The sequence below is a fragment of the Pseudomonas yangonensis genome, from assembly GCF_009932725.1.
Classification (GTDB): Bacteria; Pseudomonadota; Gammaproteobacteria; order Pseudomonadales; family Pseudomonadaceae; genus Aquipseudomonas; species Aquipseudomonas yangonensis.
The window spans coordinates 23,307-42,311 of the sequence record NZ_BLJU01000004.1 but is presented as its reverse complement, the minus strand read 5'-3'; the positions used below and the strand labels follow the sequence as shown (position 1 = coordinate 42,311).

The window sequence follows — 19,005 nt, the reverse complement described above, 5'->3', positions numbered from 1 at the left end:
TCAGCACCGCAGACTCCGTTAAGCTCACAGCACTTTCCCCGATACAAGGAAGAACCCATGCTGCGCCTCACCACGTTCGCCGCTGGCCTGCTGCTCTCGGCCAACGTCTTCGCTCTGTCCCTCTCTGATCTGAGCCAGCAGGACGCCAGCGGTGGTCTCAAGGACGCGCTGATCCAGGGCGCCCAGGTGGCCGTCAGGCAACTGGGCACGCCCGGCGGCTTCAGCAACAACCCGGACGTGCGCATCGAGCTGCCGGGCAAACTCGGCAAAGCCGCCAAGACCATGAAGATGATGGGCATGGGCGCTCAGGTCGATCAGCTCGAAGCGAGCATGAACAAGGCCGCCGAGGCGGCCGTACCGCAGGCCCAGGCGCTGCTGGTCGACGCCGTTAAGAAGATGACCGTGGCAGATGCCAAGGCGATTCTCAGCGGCCCGCAGGACTCGGCCACGCAGTACCTGAACAAGAGCAGCCGCGAGCAGATCCGCGCCAGGTTCCTGCCCATCGTCAAGCAGGCCACCGACCAGGTGGGTCTGGCTCAGCAATACAACGCCTTCGCCGGCCAGGCCGCCAGCTTCGGTGTGGTCGATGCCAAGAGCAGCACGGTGGAAAACTACGTGACCGAACAGGCCCTCGATGGCCTGTTCGAGATGATCGCCAAGCAGGAAGCCAACATCCGCCAGAACCCGGCCGCTGCCGCCACCGGCCTGGCGAAGAAGGTATTCGGCGCACTCTGAGAAAAGCTGCAATTTCCTGCGCCCCGGTGGTCGTTGGCTATCGGGGCGTTTTCTTTTCCGTCAGGGCAGGCAGAGCCGGTCCAGCGCCGGACGCGCGAAGAGAAAGCCCTGCATGTAGCGAATGCCCAATTCGCGCAGGGCATCACGCTCCCCTGCACTTTCGATTCCCTCGGCGATGATGCGGATATCCAGCCGACTGGCCACCAGCACGATACCGGCGACTATCGCCTGGCGCACCGGGTCCTGGTCGATACCACGGGTCAGTGCCATATCCAGCTTGAGCACGTGTGGCTGGAATTCGGCCAACAGGTTGAGCCCTGAATAGCCGGCGCCGAAATCATCGATGGCGGTGGTGAAGCCCTGTTTGCCGTACTCAGCGAAGATCCGCTTGAGGTGCTCGGCATCGTGGATCTGCTCGCCCTCGGTCACTTCGAACATCAGCCGCTCGCGCGGGAAATCGAAGCGCTGCGCCGCCTCCAGGGTGGCGCGGATGCAGGTCTCGGCGCGATACACCGCATTGGGCAGAAAATTGATGCTGAGCAGACAATCCGGCACATCGAGCAGCCCGAGCGTTGCCGCCTGCTCGATGGCCTTGACCCGACAGGCCTGGTCGAAGCGATAGCGGTTGCCATCGTTGACCCGCCCCAGCACTTCGCCGGCCGACTCTCCGTTGCAGCCACGCACCAGGGCCTCATAGGCGAACGGCCGGTGTTCCTGTACATCGACGATCAGCTGGAACGCCATGGTGAAGTCGAACCCCAGGGCCTCGGCGTTACGACATTCGGCGCAGCCTACGGCGCGAAACGGCTGCGGAAAAATGCTCTGGCTGGCGATACCCATCGACGCTTCCTTATAGAACAAGACTTGGTGACCCTCCATTGTCAGCCTAGTCAAAATCTGAAGGAGGCGACCTGTTTTTCCAGAGACAAGGCCAACGTTTGCAGCCCCTGCGCCGTGCGCGAGGTTTCGGCCACCGCCTCGCTATTGTGCATCGACATCTGTGCGATGCGTTCGACGTTGCGCGCCACGTCCTGGCTGGCCACGGTCTGCTCGCGCAGCGCCAGGGAAATCTGATCGACCACATCGACCACGCGCCCGGATGCCTGGCGAATGGCGACGATGGCATCGCCGGCCTGGCTGGCCTGCTCCACGCCGCCACTGACCTGCTGCACGCCCACCTCCATGTTGCTGACCGCGTTGCGCGTTCCCACCTGAATTTTCTTGATCATCTCGGTGATCTCCTGGGTGGAGTTGGCGGTGCGCTGCGCCAGCAGGCGCACCTCGTCGGCCACCACGGCGAAGCCACGCCCCTGCTCGCCGGCCCGCGCCGCCTCGATGGCCGCGTTGAGCGCCAGCAGATTGGTCTGATCGGCGATTTCCTTGATCACGTTGACGATCGAGGAGATCTGATCCGAATGCTGGCCCAGCTCGGCGATCTGCGCCGCCGCGCCCTGCACGGTATCGGCGATACGCTGCATGCTGCGAGGGTTTCCTGGATGACCGCGCCACCTTCGGCCGACTGCCGGCCCGAATCGCTGGACAGCCCATGCGCCTCGTTGGCGTTGTCAGCGACGTGATTGATGCTGACGGTCAGCTCCTCCACCGTCGCCGCCATGCTCGAAGCCGCTTGTGATTGCTCCTGAGTGGAGACGGACAACTGGGTGGAAGCACTGGAAATGTTCTGCGCCGCCTCGACCAGCTGGACGGCACCGGCACGGATCTGCCCGATCATCTCTCGCAGGCGCTGCTGCATGGTGTCGAAGGCATCGAGCAGCACACCGATCTCGTCGCTTCCGGCACGCTCGATGCGCGAATCCAGGCGCCCCTGAGCAATGTCTCGCGCCACTTCGACAACCTGTTGCAGGCGCCCGGCGATGCTGCGCGAAAGCAGAAAGGCGACACTGACGGCCAACGCAGTGGCGATCAACCCGCCGACCAGCAGAATCACCAGTGACAGGGATTTGGCGGCATTCATCGATCCCGTACGCTGCTCCAGCAACGCGCGCTCTTCGGCCTGGACCTCACCCAGGATGCGGCGCATGGCGTCCATCCTGACCTTGGCATTGCCCGCCGAGATCCGTTCGACCAGCGCATCGAAGTCCCGTGACGCGGTACTGACCTGGCGCCGCAATTCGATATAGCCATTGATGTCCTCGCTCAGCCACTGGTCATGCAGCGCCTGCAGTTCGTCGAAGCGCCGCTGCTGGGCGGGGTTGTCACGGGTCAGTTGGCGCACATGGGCCATATGCTCGCGAAAGTCCTTCTCGCCGGTCTGCATGGGGCCTAGAAACTGGTCACGTCCGGTGATCACGAAGCCTCGTGCACCGGTTTCGATGTTGATCAGACTGGCCAGCAAATCGCCCGATTCGATGATCACGTCATAGGTATGAATGTTCAGCCGCACCGCGCGCTCGACCTGGTCGAAGCCGCGCCAGGTGGACAGCACCAACAGGAGAATGATCAGCAGGACGACGCCGAAACCCGCGTACAGCTTCTGGGAGATATTGAGATTGGCAAGCATGTGAACCTCTGAGTCGTCAGGGATGAGCGGACAGAGGTGCGTAAGTCGACCGCACCGGCTGGCAGTGCGCCATTATGCATATCGATACAATAATTATACAAACAAAATCTTATGTACAACTTTTGCCTGCTCCGGCAGCCGGAAAAGAAAAACCCCGCCGGGCTTTTGGCCGGGCGGGGTCTTCGCAGGTGCCGTTGCCGGTCAGGCGCAGGCGGATTGCATCTGGCGATGCGTATCGATGAGGTGCTGCACCACGCCAGGATCGGCCAGCGTGGAGATGTCGCCGAGTGCATCGTATTCGGCGGTGGCGATCTTGCGCAGGATACGGCGCATGATCTTGCCCGAACGGGTCTTCGGCAGGCCAGGCGCCCACTGGATCACGTCCGGCGTGGCGATCGGGCCGATCTCCTTGCGCACCCAGTTGCGCAGTTCCTGACGCAGCTGCTCGGAGGGTTCCTCGCCAGCGTTCAGGGTGACATAGACGTAAATGCCCTGGCCCTTGATGTCGTGCGGCACACCGACCACAGCGGCCTCGGCCACTTTCGGGTGGGCGACCATGGCGCTCTCGACCTCGGCAGTGCCCATGCGGTGGCCGGAAACGTTGAGCACGTCGTCGACGCGACCGGTAATCCACCAGTAGCCATCTTCGTCACGGCGCGCACCGTCACCGGTGAAGTACATGCCCTTGAAGGTCTTGAAGTAGGTGTCGACGAAACGATCGTGGTCGCCGAACAGGGTGCGCGCCTGTCCCGGCCAGGAGTCGATGATCACCAGGTTGCCTTCGGCCGGCCCCTCGATGATGTTGCCCAGATTGTCCACCAGCGCCGGCTGCACGCCGAAGAACGGACGCGCCGCGGAGCCCGGCTTCATCGGGTGAGCACCCGGCAGCGGAGTCATCAGGCACGCGCCGGTTTCGGTCTGCCACCAGGTGTCGACGATCGGGCAACGGCTCTGACCGACGTTCTCGTAGTACCACTGCCAGGCCTCAGGGTTGATCGGCTCGCCCACCGAACCCAGCAGACGCAGGCTGGAGCCATCGGCCCCTTCGACTGCGGCCTTGCCCTCGGCCATCATGGCGCGAATCGCGGTCGGTGCGGTGTAGAGGATATTGACCTTGTGCTTGTCGATGATCTTCGCCACGCGGGTGACGTCCGGGTAGTTCGGTACGCCTTCGAACATCAGGGTGGTGGCGCCGTTGGCCAGCGGCCCGTAGATCAGGTAGGTGTGGCCGGTGACCCAACCGATGTCGGCGGTGCACCAGAACACCTCGCCGGGGCGGTAGTCGAATACGCGCTCGTGAGTCAGCGAAGCGTAGGTCAGGTAGCCGCCGGTAGTGTGCAGCACGCCCTTAGGTTTGCCGGTGGAACCGGAGGTATAGAGGATGAACAGCGCTTCCTCGGCGCCCATTTCCTTCGGCGCGCAGACGCTGCCGGCGACCTTCATCAGGTCTTCGTACCAGATGTCGCGGTGCTGGTTCCACTTGATCTGGCCACCCGTGCGGTTGACCACGATGATCTTCTGCACGCTGTTGGTTTCAGGGTTGGTCAGCGCATCGTCGACGTTGGCCTTCAGCGGCACTTTCTTGCCGCCACGCACGCCCTCGTCCGCGGTGATCACTACCTTGGACTTGCAGTCGATGATGCGACCGGCCAGCGCCTCCGGGGAGAAGCCACCGAACACCACAGAATGGATCGCGCCGATCCGGGCGCAGGCCAGCATGGCGACGGCCGCTTCTGGAATCATCGGCATGTAGATGGTCACCACGTCGCCGCGGTGCACGTCCTGGCCGCGCAGAGCATTGGCAAGCTTGCACACTTGCTCGTGCAGCTCGCGGTAGGTGATTTCCTTGTGCTCGGACGGATCGTCGCCTTCCCAGATGATCGCGACCTGATCACCGCGCTCTTCCAGGTGCCGGTCGAGGCAGTTGTAGGAGACGTTCAGGGTGCCGTCGGCGTACCACTTGATATCGACGTGGTGATCGTCGAAGGAGGTCTGCTTGACCTTGGTGTAGGGCTTGATCCAGTCGATCCGTTTGCCCTGCTCGCGCCAGAAACCCTCGGGGTTGACCACGGACTGTTGGTACATGGCCTTGTAGGTGGCCTCGTCGGTCAGGGTCCGTGCAGCCACTTCAGGGCGCACAGGGTAAAGAGACGCAGCACTCATGGAATCACCTCGGCGGGTAGTTGTTTTTGTATGCTGCCTTTTGTATCCCCCGACCCTTCGTGAGGCCATTCGACCATGGTCTTACCGCTCTAAGACCATGGTCTTGCAACAGTTTCCGGCGCTTGCCAAGCCAATTCGGCAGCGCCAGGGATACGTCGACACGGCGCAAAAAACCCGGCACTAGGCCGGGTACAGGGGTAGACGCAGAGTCAACGGCGGGTAAAAGACCGCCCCGGGTGCGTGGGCCCGGGACGGTCATGGGGCTCACCGTTGATTGGCGGCCTGCGCGGCCTCGATCACATCAAGACCGATCTCCGCTTCGAACTTCTTCCAGGCCGGGCGTACCGCATCACGCCAGGCGGCACGTTGCTCGGGCGTCAGGGTGATGATCTCGCTCTTGCCGGTATCGAGAATCGCCTGGCGCGCTTCGGCGTTCAGCGCCTCGGCCTGTTTGTTCACCTCGACGGTCACCTCGTCGACGATCTGCTCCAGCTCGCTGCGGATGTCCGCCGGCAGGCCGTTCCAGAACTGGGTATTGGTGATCAGCAGGTAGTTGCCGATGGCATGGTTGGACTCGGTCATGTACTTCTGTACCTCGAAGTACTTCTGCGAGTAGATGTTCGACCAAGGATTGTCCTGGGCGTTGACCACACCGGTCTGCAGGCCCTGGTAGATTTCGGCGAAGGCCATCTTGCGCGGCACCGCGCGCAGGGCGCTGTACTGCGCGGCCTGCAGGTCGGACGGCTGCACGCGGAATTTCTGCCCACGGGCGTCGCCTGGCTCCACCAGCGGCTTGTTGGCGGTGAGCTGACGCATACCGTTGAGCCAGTAGGCCAGACCGGTGATGCCCTTGCCCTCCATCGACTTGAGCAGCGCCCTGCCCTTTTCCGAGGACTGGAAGCGCTGCGCGGCAGCCACGTCATCGAACAGGAACATCAGGTCGAACAGCTGCAACTGCTTGGTGTACTGCTCCAGCTTGGAGGGTGCCGGCGCCAGCATCTGCACCTCGTTCAGCAACAGCGCCTCCATTTCCTTGCCGTCGCCATAGAGTGACGAGTTGGCGTAGACCTCGACCTTGACCTTGCCGGCCAGGCGCTCCTCAACCAGCTTCTTGAACATCAGCGCGCCCTGGCCCTTGGGCGTGCTGTCGGCAGTGATATGGGAGAACTTGATCAAGATCGGATCGGCTGCGTGGGCAGTCAGCGCGCCGAGCAGTGCGCAACCGGCGAGCACACCCGCCAGGCCACGGCGGACGAATGAGAACTTCATGGAGAGCTCCTGTTGTTTTTGTCTGAGCGTCGAAGGAGAAACCCTTCGATTGGCCCGGACTCTACTGCGCCCTTGCACAAGCTGAAATTCACATTTGGACAAGCGAGCCTTCGGCATTCACGAAGGCAGCGCCGAAGGCCCCTCTACCAATGAGCTGTTACGCAGATGATCGAGCATCTGCTTCGCGGTCAGCGAAAGGTTCTCCTGGTTACGCACCGCCACCTTGAGTTCGCGCCGCGCCCAGGGGTCGTACAGCGGGATCACCCGCACATCCAGCGCCGGCAGGTAGGTGCGCACCGCCAGATCCGGCAATACGCCGACACCCATGCCGGTGTGGATCATCCGGCAGATGGCCTCGAAGCTGCGTACCTGGATGCGCAGGCGCAAGCTCACGCCCTGGCTGTGCGCCGAATGCTGCAACAGGCCGTGCAAGGAGGCGTCCTGCTGCAGGCCGATGAAATCGAAGCCCACCGCCTCGCGCAGGAACAGGCCGTCGCGTTCGGCCAGGGGATGCTCGCGCGGGGTGACCAGCGCCAACTGGTCGTGGCGGTAGGTGAACACCTGCAGATCCTCGGCCGGCACGTGGCCGGCGAAGATGCCGATATCGGTCAGTCCCTCGCGCACGGCGCGGATGGTCTCGCTGCTGACCCGCTCTTCCAGATCGATCTTCACCTGCGGGTGCAGGCGGCTGAAACTGGCCAGGTCCTCGGGCAGAAACTCGATCACCGCCGAGGTGTTGGCGTGGATGCGCACATGGCCCTTGACCCCTTCGCTGAACTCGCTGAGGTCGGCGTTGAGCTGCTCGAGGTTGTCCATCATGTTGCGCGCGTGGTGCAGCAGCGCGTGGCCGGCCGGGGTCAGCTCGACGCCCTTGGGCTGACGATAGAGCAACGCGATGCCGAGCTGGTTTTCCAGGTCGCTGACGCGCTTGCTCACCGCCGCCAGGGCCAGGTGCTCGCGCTCGGCGGCGCGGGTCAGGCTGCGTTCGTCGGCGATGGCCACGAACAGCTTGAGGGTGACGAAATCGATGCGGCGCATGGGTTCTCCATTTCGTGCCTGGCGAAGCGAGGCTGCCAGAAGGCTGATTTACAGCATGCCACTTCGCGATACGCGAAGCCTAGCTTGGCCATTGAGCAATTGTCGGCACCGCGCCGCTGCGCCATTCTGCGCACCACGAGAAACGCACAGGCAAATCGGGTGCAGCCATGACTCAGAGCAACACCAGCAACATGGCCCTGCAGGGGCTCAAGGTGATCGAGATGGGCCAGCTCATCGCCGGCCCCTTCGCCAGCAAGCTGCTCGGCGAATTCGGCGCCGACGTGATCAAGATCGAGCCGCCGGGCGTCGGCGACCCGCTGCGCAAGTGGCGCAAGATCAAGGACGGCACCTCGCTCTGGTGGCATGTGCAGTCGCGCAACAAACGCTCGCTGACCCTCGACCTGAAACAGGCCGAAGCCCAGGACATCGTCCGCCAACTGGTCAGTGAAGCCGATGTGCTGGTGGAAAACTTCCGCCCCGGCACGCTGGAAGGCTGGGGCCTGGGCTACGAGGCGCTGAAGGCGATCAACCCGCGGCTGATCATGCTGCGCATCTCCGGCTACGGGCAGACCGGCCCCTACCGCGACCTGCCCGGTTTCGGCGTGATCGGCGAAGCCATGGGCGGCCTGCGCCACCTCTCCGGCTACCCCGGCCAGGCGCCGGTGCGTGTCGGGATCAGCATCGGCGACTCGTTGTCGTCGCTGTACGGCGTGATCGGCGTGCTGCTGGCCCTGCAGGAGCGGGCGCGCAGCGGTGAAGGCCAGGAAATCGACGTGGCGCTGTACGAGTCGGTATTCGCCATGATGGAAAGCCTGATCCCCGAATACGACGCCTTCGGCTATATCCGCGAGCCGGCCGGCAGCGCCCTGCCCGGCATCACCCCGTCCAACTCCTATCCCTGCAAGGATGGCAGCTACGTGCTGATCGCTGGCAACGGCGACAGCATCTACAAGCGCCTGATGAGCCTGATCGGCCGTGATGACCTGGGCAACGACCCACGTCTGGCGCAGAACGATGGCCGTAGCCAGCATGCCGAACTGATCGACGGCGCCATCGCCGAATGGACCGCCCAGCGTGGCCGTGACGAAGTGATCGAAGCGCTCAAGGACGCACGCGTACCGGCCGGCTACCCCTATACCGCCGCCGATATCGTGCAGGACCCGCACTACCTCGCGCGGCAGATGATCGAGCAGGTACAGACCAGCGTCGGCCCGCTCAAGGTGCCGGGCGTGCTGCCCAAACTCAGCCGCACACCGGGCCGCATCGGCAGCGGCGGCCCGCAACTGGGCGAGCACAACGACGATATCCTCGCCGGGCTTGGCCTGAGCGCGGAACAGGTCGCCGGCCTGCGCGAGCGCGGCGTCATCTGAGCCACGCGGAATGGATAGCCCGTAGCCCGGATGAAATCCGGGGATTGCCGACGCATTTCCCGGATGGCATCCGGGCTACAAGGGCTGCTGAGTACCCGTAGAGTGGACCGGGGCGCGTAGCCAACGCGAAGCTTGTCCACCACCCACCCCATAAAAGCGGGTGCGCACAGCGCATCCTACGTCGCTTGCCGCTCATCTTGAGGGTTTACCATGAGCAAACGCCTTTACATCCAGGACGTCGCCACCCGCGACGGCTTCCAGATCGAAGCCACCTTCGTGCCCACCGAAGACAAGATCGCCCTGATCGACCGCCTTTCCCACACCGGCCTGGCCAAAATCGAAGTCACCTCCTTCACCTCGCCCAAAGCCATTCCCAACCTGCGCGATGCCGAAGAGGTGATGCGCGGCATCCAGCGCGTGGTGGGCGTCGAGTACACCGTGCTGGTGCCCAATGTGAAGGGCTGCGAGCGCGCGCTGTCGTGCGAAGTGGACGAGATCAACCTGGTGATGTCAGCCAGCGACACCCATGGCCTGGCCAACCTGCGCATGACGCCCGAGCAGTCCCTGGCGCAGTTTCGCGAAATCATCGAGGTCACACGCGGCAGCGGCGTCTTCGTCAACGCCTCGCTGTCGACCACCTTCGGCTGCCCTTTCGAGGGTGAAGTACCCGAGGCCCGCGTGTATGAACTGACCGAGCGTCTGCTGGAGCTCGGCGTGCAGGGCGTGACCCTGTGCGACACCACCGGCATGGCGGATCCGGCGCAGGTCGAGCGCATCTGCCGCGAGGCTTTGCAGCGCTGGCCTGAAGCAGTGTTCACCGCGCATTTCCACAACACCCGTGGCATGGGCCTGGCCAATGCCCTGGCGGCGCTGAACGCCGGCATCGACCGCTTCGACGCCTCCCTCGGCGGTCTCGGCGGCTGCCCCTACGCACCGGGTGCCAGCGGCAATATCTGCACCGAGGACCTGGTGCACATGTTCCAGCGCATGGGCCTGGAGACCGGCATGAATCTCGATGCCCTGCTCGAAGCCGCCGCCACCCTGCCCGAGCTGATCGGCCACGATGTGCCAGGCGCCATCCTCAAAGCGGGCAAAGCGGATCGCCGCTATCCGAAACCGAAGTGGGTGCAGGAAGCCGGGCTCTGAATTCGTCGTCAGGTTGAGCAAAAAAAAAGGGCGACCAAATTGGTCGCCCGCCCATTCAAGGCATTCCTCGAGAGAAATGCGGAAACGCTTGCACCCATATCACGCAGGATGATCGGGACGCGCCCAGTGTCGCCGTGCCTTCCCACCCTGCCTATTGCACCAAGGTCGTAGGGCACCGGCCAAATGGCAGGCCATACTCCGCCGACACCTCGCCGGTCTGGAAACGCCATGAACCCCGAGCATCTCGCCCTTCTGCAGCAAGCGCCCGCCAGCACCCATGCCGATGACACCTGGGCCAGGCTGTGTTGCGAACAGGCCCTGCTGGCCATTGAGGAAGGCTGTTACGCAGTCGGCGCCGTGCTGGTGGACGAGGCAGGCGAACTGCTTTGCAGCGGTCGCAATCAGGTGTTCGCCTCGGCCTACGCCAGCGCCGCTCACGCCGAGATGCAGGTGCTCGATCAGCTCGAAACGGAGCATGCGCAGGTCGACCGGCGCAGGCTGACTCTCTACGTCAGCCTCGAACCCTGCCTGATGTGCTACGGCCGTATCCTGCTGGCCGGCATAACCCGTGTGCGCTATCTGGCACGCGACCGCGAAGGCGGCTTCGCACTGCGCCACGGACGCTTGCCAGCGGCCTGGGCCAATCTCGCCTCAGGCCTTTCGGTGGTTGAGGCCGAGGTCGATCCCTACTGGCTCGACCTGGCCGAACAAGCCATCGGCCGCCTACAGGACCGCCAAACCTTGCGCCAGCGCGTCATCCAGGCCTGGCGCGGTCAGCGGCAACCCTGACCGACGAATTTTCTTCTACAAACGCCCCTACTCCGGCTGAAGTGATTATTCCAGCCCGCGCTGCCCGGCTTGGTTGAGCTACAGGACGGGCAGTAATGCGCTAGCGCGCCAAAGCCGTCACATCAATGACAGGCATGGCTGGCAAAATGCCTCGTCGGATTTTAGAATCGCCAGCGCAGGAAGCACCCCGCACCCGTCTCCCGGGTTGGCGTCATGGATCGACTCATCAAGCGCTTCGCCCAGTACGCGCAACAACGTCCTTAGCGTCCCATCTCGTGGAAGTGTCCGGCGGTCTTCTGCCCGTTACAGGCTCGCCCTGCCCATTTTCAAACGAGATCCGTATGAACGAGATCCTCACCGCCAGCCTCGCCGGCATGCTCGTGCTGCTCGCCGGCTGCGCCACCGAAAGCTCGCGTACCCTCGAAGTCGCCAAGGTCAACACTGCCACCAGCCACTACAGCGGCGCGCGCAGCCCTATCGCCGTAGGCAAGTTCGACAACCGCTCCAGCTACCTGCGCGGGATTTTCAGCGACAGCGTCGACCGCCTTGGCGGGCAGGCCAAGACCATCCTGATCACCCACCTGCAGCAGTCGAACCGCTTCAACGTGCTGGACCGCGACAACCTCAGCGAGCTGCAGCAGGAGTCGGGCTTCTCCAAGCAGGCTCAGCAGATCAAGGGCGCCAACTACGTGGTCACTGGTGACGTGACCGAGTTCGGCCGCAAGGAAGTCGGCGACCATCAACTGTTCGGCATCCTCGGCCGTGGCAAACAGCAGATCGCCTACGCCAAGGTGAACCTCAACATCGTCGACGTCGCCACTTCTGAAGTGGTGTATTCCAGCCAGGGCGCCGGCGAATACGCCCTGTCGAACCGCGAGATCATCGGCTTCGGCGGCACCGCCAGCTACGACTCCACGCTGAACGGCAAGGTCCTCGACCTGGCGATTCGCGAGGCGGTGAACACCCTGGTCAATGGCATGGACAGCGGCGCCTGGCGCCCGGTCAAGTGAGCGAGGAGCGCACGATGAAATCCCCACTTCTGCTCACCACCTTGCTGGCCACCGCCCTGCTGGCGGGCTGCGCACAGCAACCCAAATCCCTCTACTACTGGGATGGCTATCAGCAGCAGGTCTACCAGCGTTTCGAAAACACTACCGGCACCGAAGAACAGATCGCCGCGCTGGAGGCCAGCGCGCAGAAAGCCCGCGCAGCCGATCGCACCCTGCCGCCGGGCTTCCATGCCCACCTCGGGATGCTGTACGCGGAGATCGGCAAACCCGATCAGGTGCGCCAGCAATTCGAAACCGAAAAAGCTCTGTTCCCCGAGTCCGCTCAGTACATGGACTTTCTGATGCGCAATGTAGCGAAGTGACCGAAATGCCTCTAATGAACTCGATCAGAACATTCGCGGCACTCGCCGTACTCGCCCTGGTGACGGGCTGCGCGACTCAGCAGCCTTATGACTACAGCGCCTTCAAGGAAAGCAGCCCGGCTTCAATTCTGGTGCTGCCGCCAGTCAACAAGTCGCCGGACATCAAGGCGACCTTCAGTGTTTATTCGCATATCACCGCGCCCCTGAGCGAAGCCGGCTACTACGTGCTGCCGGTGGCGGTGGTCAACGAGACGTTCAAGCAGAACGGCCTGCTCAACGCGGAAGAAATCCGTGAAGTCCCGCCGAACAAGCTCTACGAGATTTTCGGCGCCGACACGGTGCTGTACATCGACGTGACCGAGTACGGCAGCAGTTACAAGGTGATCAGCAGCGAGGTCGTGGTGGCCGCCAGCGCCACTCTGGTCGACCTGCGTACTGGCAAGGAACTGTGGAAAGGCGTTGCGCGGGCCAGCAGTGCCGAGCAGCAGCAGCAGAACAACGGCGGCGGCCTTGCCGGCATCCTGATTACCGCCCTGGTCAATCAGGTGATGAACACCCTGAACGATCGCGGCCATGAGATCGCCGGCATTACCAGCGCCCGCCTGCTGAACAGCAATCCGGTCAACGGCATTCTGCCCGGCCCACGCGCACGGCCCGTCAGCGCTCGCTGAAACGCCTTGGGCGAGCCCGGATCATCGGGCTCGCCTCATCTTCCTAGTCCTTGCCCAGCCCGTGCTGCCGAAGCTTGTTGGCGATGGTGGTATGGGAAACACCGAGACGCTTGCCCAACTGGCGGCTGCTCGGGTGATCGCGGAACAAGCGCTCCAGCACCGCCTTCTCGAAGCGCCCGAGAATATCGTCGAGGCTGCCGTCGACCGAAAACTCACCGAGCGGCTGCGGCGCGCCGTAATCCGGCAGGCGGATATGCTCGGCCTTCACCGTGCCGCCGTCGCATAGCGAAACCGCCTGAAACAGCACGTTCTCCAGCTGCCGCACGTTGCCCGGCCAGTGGTAATGGGCCATGCGCTCGAAGGCCTGTGGCGCCAGCTTCGGCAGCGCACAACCGATCTGCCGACTGGCCGAATCGAGAAAGTGCTCGACCAGCGGCTCCAGCCCGTCGAGGCATTCGCGCAGGGGCGGAATATGCAGGCTGAGCACGTTGAGGCGGTGATAGAGATCCTGGCGAAACTCGCCACGCGCGCAGAGCTCGGAAAGATCGACCTGGGTGGCGCAGATCACCCGCACATCGAGGTACACCTCCTCGTCGCTACCGACACGGCGGAAGCAGCCATCCTGCAGAAAGCGCAGCAGCTTGGCCTGCAGGCGCGGGCTCATCTCGCCGACGCCATCGAGAAACAGCGTGCCGCCTGCAGTCAGTTCCAGCAGGCCGAGCTTGCCTTCCGGACGCGCGCCCTCGAAGGCGCCGGGGCCGTAGCCGAACAGCTCGGTCTCGGCCATGGACTCGGGCAGCCCGGCGCAGTTGAGCGCCATGAAGGGTGACTGCCCACGGGGGCTGGCCAGGTGGCAGGCGCGCGCCAGCAACTCCTTGCCGGTACCGGTTTCGCCCTCGATCAGCAGCGGCGCGTCCAACGGCGCCATGCGTCGCGCTTCCTTGACCACAGCCGCCATCACCTTCGAGCTCTGGAAGATCGAGTCGAAGCCGCGCAGCTCCTGCTTGCGCACATGGTAGATACGCTCACCGACACGGTCTGCGCGGTGCAGGGTCAGCACGGCGCCGGCCAGCGCCTCGCTGTCGTCGTGTTCGTTCTGCAGCGGCGCGATATCGGCAAGAAACACGTCGCCCTTGATCTTCACCCGCAAGCCGTTGATCCGCGTCTTGTTGGCGCGCACCAGCTCGGGCAAATCGAAGTCCTCGGCGTAGCGCGACAGGGCCATGCCCGGCACTTCGTCCACGCGCACGCCGAGCAGCTGCGCCGCGCTGCGGTTGGCGGCGACGATGCTGCCGGCCATGTCGATCGAGAGCACCGGAAAGTCCAGCGCACCGAGCAGCGCATTGAGCTCCAGATGGCGCCGCTCGCTGGGCATCAGCCCCACACGCTTGACGCCGAATACGCCGGGAATTGCTTCAAACTTCGGCCTCAGCGACTGGAACTGCAGATTGATCAGATTCGGGCAGTGCAGGTAGATGGCATTGCCCTGCTCGCCCCCGACTTCGCCACGGGCGACGTTGATGCCGTAGTCGACCAGCAGGTTGAGGATGTCACGCAGAATGCCGACACGGTTCTGGCAGTGGACCTTGATACGCATGGCTCAGGCTCTTGTTGTTATGGCCGCCGAGTCACTGAAATCGGAGGTGGCGGCATAATTTTCGTCAAGAATATGTGACAGCCAAGCACAGCAGCAAGCCGACAGATCGCCATATCGGCAACATCGTAATCAAAACTTTACATTTCCCTAGGGCGATCCTGGGCTGCGCTGCTTCTGGCCATCGTTTCAACCCGAGCGATCAGCGGCATGCTCGGGTCAAGATAAGAACAACAGCCCCTAAGAAGGAGGCAGCGATGAAGAGTACGCAGTACGTGGCCCGGGAACCGGACGAGAGTGGCTTTATCCATTACCCGGAAAGCGAGCATCAGGTGTGGAATACCCTGATCACCCGCCAGCTGGAGGTGATCGAAAACCGCGCCTGCCAGGAATACCTGGACGGTATCGAACAGCTCGGCCTGCCGATAGAGCGCATTCCGCAGCTCGGCGAGATCAATCGTGTGCTCGAATCCACAACTGGCTGGCGCGTGGCGCGGGTACCGGCGCTGATTCCCTTCCAGACCTTCTTCGAGCTGCTGGCCAGCAAGCAGTTTCCTGTCGCCACCTTCATCCGCACGCCCGAGGAGCTGGACTACCTGCAGGAACCGGACATCTTCCACGAGATATTCGGCCACTGCCCGCTACTGACCAACCCCTGGTTCGCCGAATTCACTCACACCTACGGCAAGCTCGGCCTCAAGGCCACGAAAGAGCAGCGCGTGTACCTGGCGCGGCTGTACTGGCTGACCATCGAATTCGGCCTGCTCGACACCCCGGCTGGCCGGCGCATCTATGGCGGCGGCATCCTCTCCTCGCCGAAGGAAACCCTCTACGCCCTGTCCGACGTGCCCGAACACCAGGCCTTCGACGCACTGGAGGCAATGCGCACGCCGTATCGCATCGATATCCTGCAGCCGGTGTATTTCGTCCTGCCCGAGCTCAAGCGCCTGTTCGAGCTGGCTCACGAAGACATCATGGCGCTGGTGCACCAGGCCATGCAGATGGGCCTGCATGCACCGAAATTTCCGCCGAAAGCCGCGTAGCCCTTCAACTCCCCTCGCCCATTTATGGGAGAGGGGTCGGGGGAGAGGGCAAGTGGTTCACGCTATCTTCCCTTTGACCATTGCGGTGGAAAACGCTTCGCGGTTTTCCACCCTACGAAAATCTATTCAGCGAGTAGTCCGGATGAAATCCGGGATCGCTCGCAGACATGGCCCCGGATTTCATCCGGGCTACAAAAATCAGGAGCCCCCAATGAGCCTTGCCCAAGCCCAATGCGAAGCCTGCCGCGCCGATGCGCCGAAGGTGTCCGATGAAGAACTGGCCGAACTGATCCGCGAGATCCCCGACTGGAACATCGAGGTGCGTGGCGACCATATGGAGCTGGAGCGCGTATACCTGTTCAAGAACTTCCGCCACGCTCTGGCCTTTACCAATGCCGTTGGCGCCATCGCCGAAGAAGTCGGTCACCATCCGGCCCTGCTCACCGAATGGGGCAAGGTCACCGTCACCTGGTGGAGCCACGAGATGCGCGGCCTGCACCGCAACGACTTCATCATGGCCGCACGCACCGATGTGCTCGCCGCCAGCGCCGAGGGCCGCAAGTGAGTCACTTCGACCAGGTCGTCCGCGTACCGGGCGACCCCATCCTCAGCCTGATGGAAGCCTATCGACTGGACAGCAACCCGGCGCGTCTGGACCTTGGCGTCGGCGTGTACAAGGACGCCCAGGGTCTGACGCCGATTCCCCGCGCAGTGAAGCTGGCCGAGCAACGCCTGCTCGACAGCGAACTGACCAAGACCTACGTCGGCGGCCAAGGCGATGCGGCGTTTGGCGAGCGCCTGAGCCAGCTGGTGCTGGGGGCCCACTCGCCGTTGCTGAGCGAGCAGCGTGCCGGCGCCACGCAGACGCCCGGCGGTACCGGTGCGCTGCGCCTGGCGGGCGATTTCATCCGCCAATGCCTGCCCGGTCGCGGCATCTGGCTGAGCGATCCGACCTGGCCGATCCATGAAACCCTGTTCGCCGAAGCCGGGCTCAAGGTCGGCCACTATCCATACGTCGGCGCCGACAACCGCCTCGACGTGGAGGCCATGATCGCCGCACTCACCCACCTGCCCAAGGGCGACGTGGTGCTGCTGCATGCCTGCTGCCACAATCCCACCGGCTTCGATCTCACGCCGCGCGATTTCAAGCGCGTGCTGGAGGTGGTCAAGGCGCGCGAACTGCTGCCGCTGATCGACTTCGCCTACCAGGGCTTCGGCGACGGACTGGAGGAGGATGCCTGGGCCGTGCGTCTGTTCGCCGCCGAACTGCCGGAGCTGCTGATCACCAGTTCCTGCTCGAAGAACTTCGGCCTGTATCGCGAGCGCACCGGCGCCCTGATCGTCTGCGCCGGCAACGCCGAAAAACTCATCGACATCCGCAGCCAGCTGGCCTCCATCGCCCGCAACCTGTGGTCGACGCCGCCCGCCCATGGCGCTGCGGTGGTGGCGCAGATACTCGGCGACGACGAGCTTAAAGGCCTCTGGCAGGACGAGCTGGAAGGCATGCGTCTGCGCGTGGCCAGCCTGCGCCGCGGCCTGGTCGAGGCACTGGCGCCACATGGGCTGAGCGAGCGTTTTGCGCATATCGCCGAACAGCGCGGGATGTTCTCCTACACCGGCTTGTCGCCGCTGCAGGTGCAACGCCTGCGTGAGGAGTTCAGCGTGTACATGGTCGGCAGCGGACGCGCCAACGTCGCAGGGCTGGATGCGGCACGACTCGACGCATTGGCCAGCGCCATCGCCCGGGTCAGCCTCTGAGCCCACCTGCACGGGGCCCGTGATCGGTGCAGGCGCAGGTCACGGCGCCACAGGCAGGCGCGTGAGCACCGTCAGAAAATATCCACAGACCGTTCGTCGATTAAAATAATATTTAAAAGTCAATCACTTACAGCAAAACCCAACAAAGCGGTGGCCTGCTTCATGCTTGCCCTCACCGGCATAGTCCCCTAGGGTAGTTTGCATGTGGTCTCTCATTGCCCCCATCAGTTCACTGCTGAGCGGGGTCGCGTTACTCCTGCTTGGCAATGGTCTGCTCAATACCCTACTGACCCTGCGTGGCGTCGCCGAAGGCTACTCCACCACGATGCTCGGACTGATCATGTCCGGGTACTTCGTCGGGTTCCTCCTCGGTACCTGGCTGGCGACGCCGCTGGTCAGACGCATCGGGCACATTCGCGCGTTCGCCTGTTGCGCCGCCCTGGCCGCCATCGCCGCCCTGCTCCATTTACTGCTGATCGATCCGTGGGTCTGGCTGCTGTTGCGCGTGCTCTATGGCCTGGGACTGGTGACGCTGTACATGGTCATCGAGAGCTGGCTCAACGCCCAGGCGCCCAACGAGAAACGCGGCCAGGTCTTCGCCGTGTACATGGCGGTCAACCTCGGCGCCCTGGCGCTGGCTCAGCAGCTGCTGCACCTGGCCGACCCGGTGCAGTTCACCCTGTTCGCTATCGCCGCCATCCTGATCAGCGCCGCGCTGATGCCCATCACCCTCACCCGCCAGGCACAACCGACGCTGCCCGAGTCGCCGCCGACCAACCTGCGCCAACTTTGGCAGATCGCACCACTGGCGATCATCGCCGCGGCTCTGTCCGGCCTGGCGATGGGTGGCTTCTGGGGCATGGCGCCGGTCTATGCCAGCCTGGCCGGCTTCGATACGTCCGGCGTCGGCCTGCTGATGACCGCCACCATTCTCGGCGGCGCCCTGCTGCAATGGCCCATCGGCATTTATTCGGATCGCCACGACCGGCGCCAGGTGCTGCTGCGGGTGGTGATACTGGCGGTCGTCCTGGCACTGATCATGAGCCTGCTGCCGGCAGGGCCGCTGCTACTCGGCGCGATCTTCATCTGGGGCGGCCTGGCCTTCGCCATCTACCCCATCGCCGTGGCGCAGCTGATCGACCAGCTGCACGCCGACGAAATTCTTTCCGGCTCGGCCAGCCTGCTGATGGTCAACGGCATCGGTTCGGTGTGCGGGCCGCTGCTGGCCGGTGTGCTGATGGAGCAACTGGGCGCCAGCGCACTGCCTCTGTACTTCGCCACCACCCTCGGCCTGCTGGCTGCCTATACCTTTTATCGGCTGCGCCATGTCAGCGACCTGGTCAGCGGCGACGCCGCGCATTTCGTGCCGATGCTACGCACCAGTCCCAAGGTGCTGGAGCTGATGCCCGATGCCCCCGCGCAAGAGCACGAACAAATGGAGGGCAACCCGAACCCTACGTCCTGAAGACGTGAACCGGCTGTTTCGGCAAGGCCCCGAGCCTACCCCAAGCAGCCAGAAACCCGGCCTGGCGGCCG

The 19,005-nt window shown here is 63.6% G+C and carries 16 protein-coding genes and 1 pseudogene; 11 read left to right on the top strand and 6 right to left on the bottom strand.

The features are described from left to right. Positions 1-57: 57 nt before the first annotated feature. Positions 58-735 carry a DUF4197 domain-containing protein gene (locus GYB81_RS08530; protein ID WP_161866664.1) on the top strand — a complete coding sequence of 226 codons (678 nt, stop codon included), beginning with the start codon at positions 58-60 and terminating at the stop codon, positions 733-735. A gap of 60 nt (positions 736-795) precedes the next feature. On the opposite strand, the gene GYB81_RS08525 is transcribed toward GYB81_RS08530, so the two are convergent. From GYB81_RS08525 to GYB81_RS08505, 5 genes and pseudogenes are all read right to left on the bottom strand, one after another. Beyond that, positions 796-1,575, bottom strand: coding sequence for an EAL domain-containing protein (locus GYB81_RS08525; protein WP_161866665.1), 780 nt, complete (start codon positions 1,573-1,575; stop codon positions 796-798). A gap of 50 nt (positions 1,576-1,625) precedes the next feature. Next, positions 1,626-3,256 (bottom strand): annotated as a pseudogene (locus GYB81_RS08520) (methyl-accepting chemotaxis protein). Between the two features lie 201 nt (positions 3,257-3,457). Continuing rightward, positions 3,458-5,419 (bottom strand): acetate--CoA ligase, encoded by a 1,962-nt coding sequence (acs, locus tag GYB81_RS08515; RefSeq protein ID WP_161866666.1) that lies wholly within the window; start codon positions 5,417-5,419, stop codon positions 3,458-3,460. Positions 5,420-5,683: 264 nt separating this feature from the next. Beyond that, the gene (locus tag GYB81_RS08510; protein WP_161866667.1) at positions 5,684-6,688 is read right to left on the bottom strand and encodes a TRAP transporter substrate-binding protein; all 1,005 of its coding nucleotides are present in this window, start codon (positions 6,686-6,688) and stop codon (positions 5,684-5,686) included. 117 nt (positions 6,689-6,805) lie between these two features. Then, positions 6,806-7,726 (bottom strand): LysR family transcriptional regulator, encoded by a 921-nt coding sequence (locus GYB81_RS08505; protein WP_161866668.1) that lies wholly within the window; start codon positions 7,724-7,726, stop codon positions 6,806-6,808. Positions 7,727-7,893: 167 nt separating this feature from the next. Between GYB81_RS08505 and GYB81_RS08500 the strand changes: the two genes are divergently transcribed. From GYB81_RS08500 to GYB81_RS08475, 6 genes are all read left to right on the top strand, one after another. Further along, positions 7,894-9,096, top strand: coding sequence for a CaiB/BaiF CoA transferase family protein (locus GYB81_RS08500; RefSeq protein ID WP_161866669.1), 1,203 nt, complete (start codon positions 7,894-7,896; stop codon positions 9,094-9,096). A gap of 210 nt (positions 9,097-9,306) precedes the next feature. Further along, on the top strand, positions 9,307-10,242 hold the full coding sequence (locus GYB81_RS08495) for a hydroxymethylglutaryl-CoA lyase (RefSeq protein WP_161866670.1): 936 nt from the start codon (positions 9,307-9,309) through the stop codon (positions 10,240-10,242). Between the two features lie 228 nt (positions 10,243-10,470). Then, positions 10,471-11,031: a nucleoside deaminase gene (locus GYB81_RS08490; protein ID WP_161866671.1), complete on the top strand. Its 561-nt coding sequence runs from the start codon at positions 10,471-10,473 to the stop codon at positions 11,029-11,031. A gap of 341 nt (positions 11,032-11,372) precedes the next feature. Next, the gene (locus GYB81_RS08485) at positions 11,373-12,041 is read left to right on the top strand and encodes a CsgG/HfaB family protein (protein ID WP_161866672.1); all 669 of its coding nucleotides are present in this window, start codon (positions 11,373-11,375) and stop codon (positions 12,039-12,041) included. Between the two features lie 14 nt (positions 12,042-12,055). After that, on the top strand, positions 12,056-12,403 hold the full coding sequence (locus GYB81_RS08480) for a DUF4810 domain-containing protein (protein WP_161866696.1): 348 nt from the start codon (positions 12,056-12,058) through the stop codon (positions 12,401-12,403). Positions 12,404-12,417: 14 nt separating this feature from the next. Continuing rightward, entirely contained in the window at positions 12,418-13,074 is a 657-nt protein-coding gene (locus tag GYB81_RS08475; RefSeq protein WP_178101862.1) for a DUF799 domain-containing protein, read from the top strand. A 43-nt stretch (positions 13,075-13,117) separates the two neighbouring features. Here GYB81_RS08475 and GYB81_RS08470 read toward each other — a convergent pair whose 3' ends face one another. After that, positions 13,118-14,671 (bottom strand): sigma-54-dependent phenylalanine hydroxylase transcriptional regulator PhhR, encoded by a 1,554-nt coding sequence (locus GYB81_RS08470; RefSeq protein ID WP_024308974.1) that lies wholly within the window; start codon positions 14,669-14,671, stop codon positions 13,118-13,120. 254 nt (positions 14,672-14,925) lie between these two features. Between GYB81_RS08470 and phhA the strand changes: the two genes are divergently transcribed. The 4 genes from phhA (at position 14,926) to GYB81_RS08450 (ending at position 18,934) form a co-directional block, all read left to right on the top strand. After that, positions 14,926-15,711 carry a phenylalanine 4-monooxygenase gene (gene phhA, locus GYB81_RS08465; RefSeq protein ID WP_161866674.1) on the top strand — a complete coding sequence of 262 codons (786 nt, stop codon included), beginning with the start codon at positions 14,926-14,928 and terminating at the stop codon, positions 15,709-15,711. 211 nt (positions 15,712-15,922) lie between these two features. Beyond that, positions 15,923-16,276 carry a 4a-hydroxytetrahydrobiopterin dehydratase gene (locus tag GYB81_RS08460; RefSeq protein WP_024308976.1) on the top strand — a complete coding sequence of 118 codons (354 nt, stop codon included), beginning with the start codon at positions 15,923-15,925 and terminating at the stop codon, positions 16,274-16,276. Then, positions 16,273-17,469 (top strand): amino acid aminotransferase, encoded by a 1,197-nt coding sequence (locus GYB81_RS08455; protein WP_161866675.1) that lies wholly within the window; start codon positions 16,273-16,275, stop codon positions 17,467-17,469. The genes GYB81_RS08460 and GYB81_RS08455 overlap by 4 nt, the downstream gene beginning before the upstream one ends. A 202-nt stretch (positions 17,470-17,671) precedes the next feature. Further along, positions 17,672-18,934, top strand: coding sequence for an MFS transporter (locus GYB81_RS08450; protein ID WP_161866676.1), 1,263 nt, complete (start codon positions 17,672-17,674; stop codon positions 18,932-18,934). Positions 18,935-19,005: the final 71 nt, after the last annotated feature.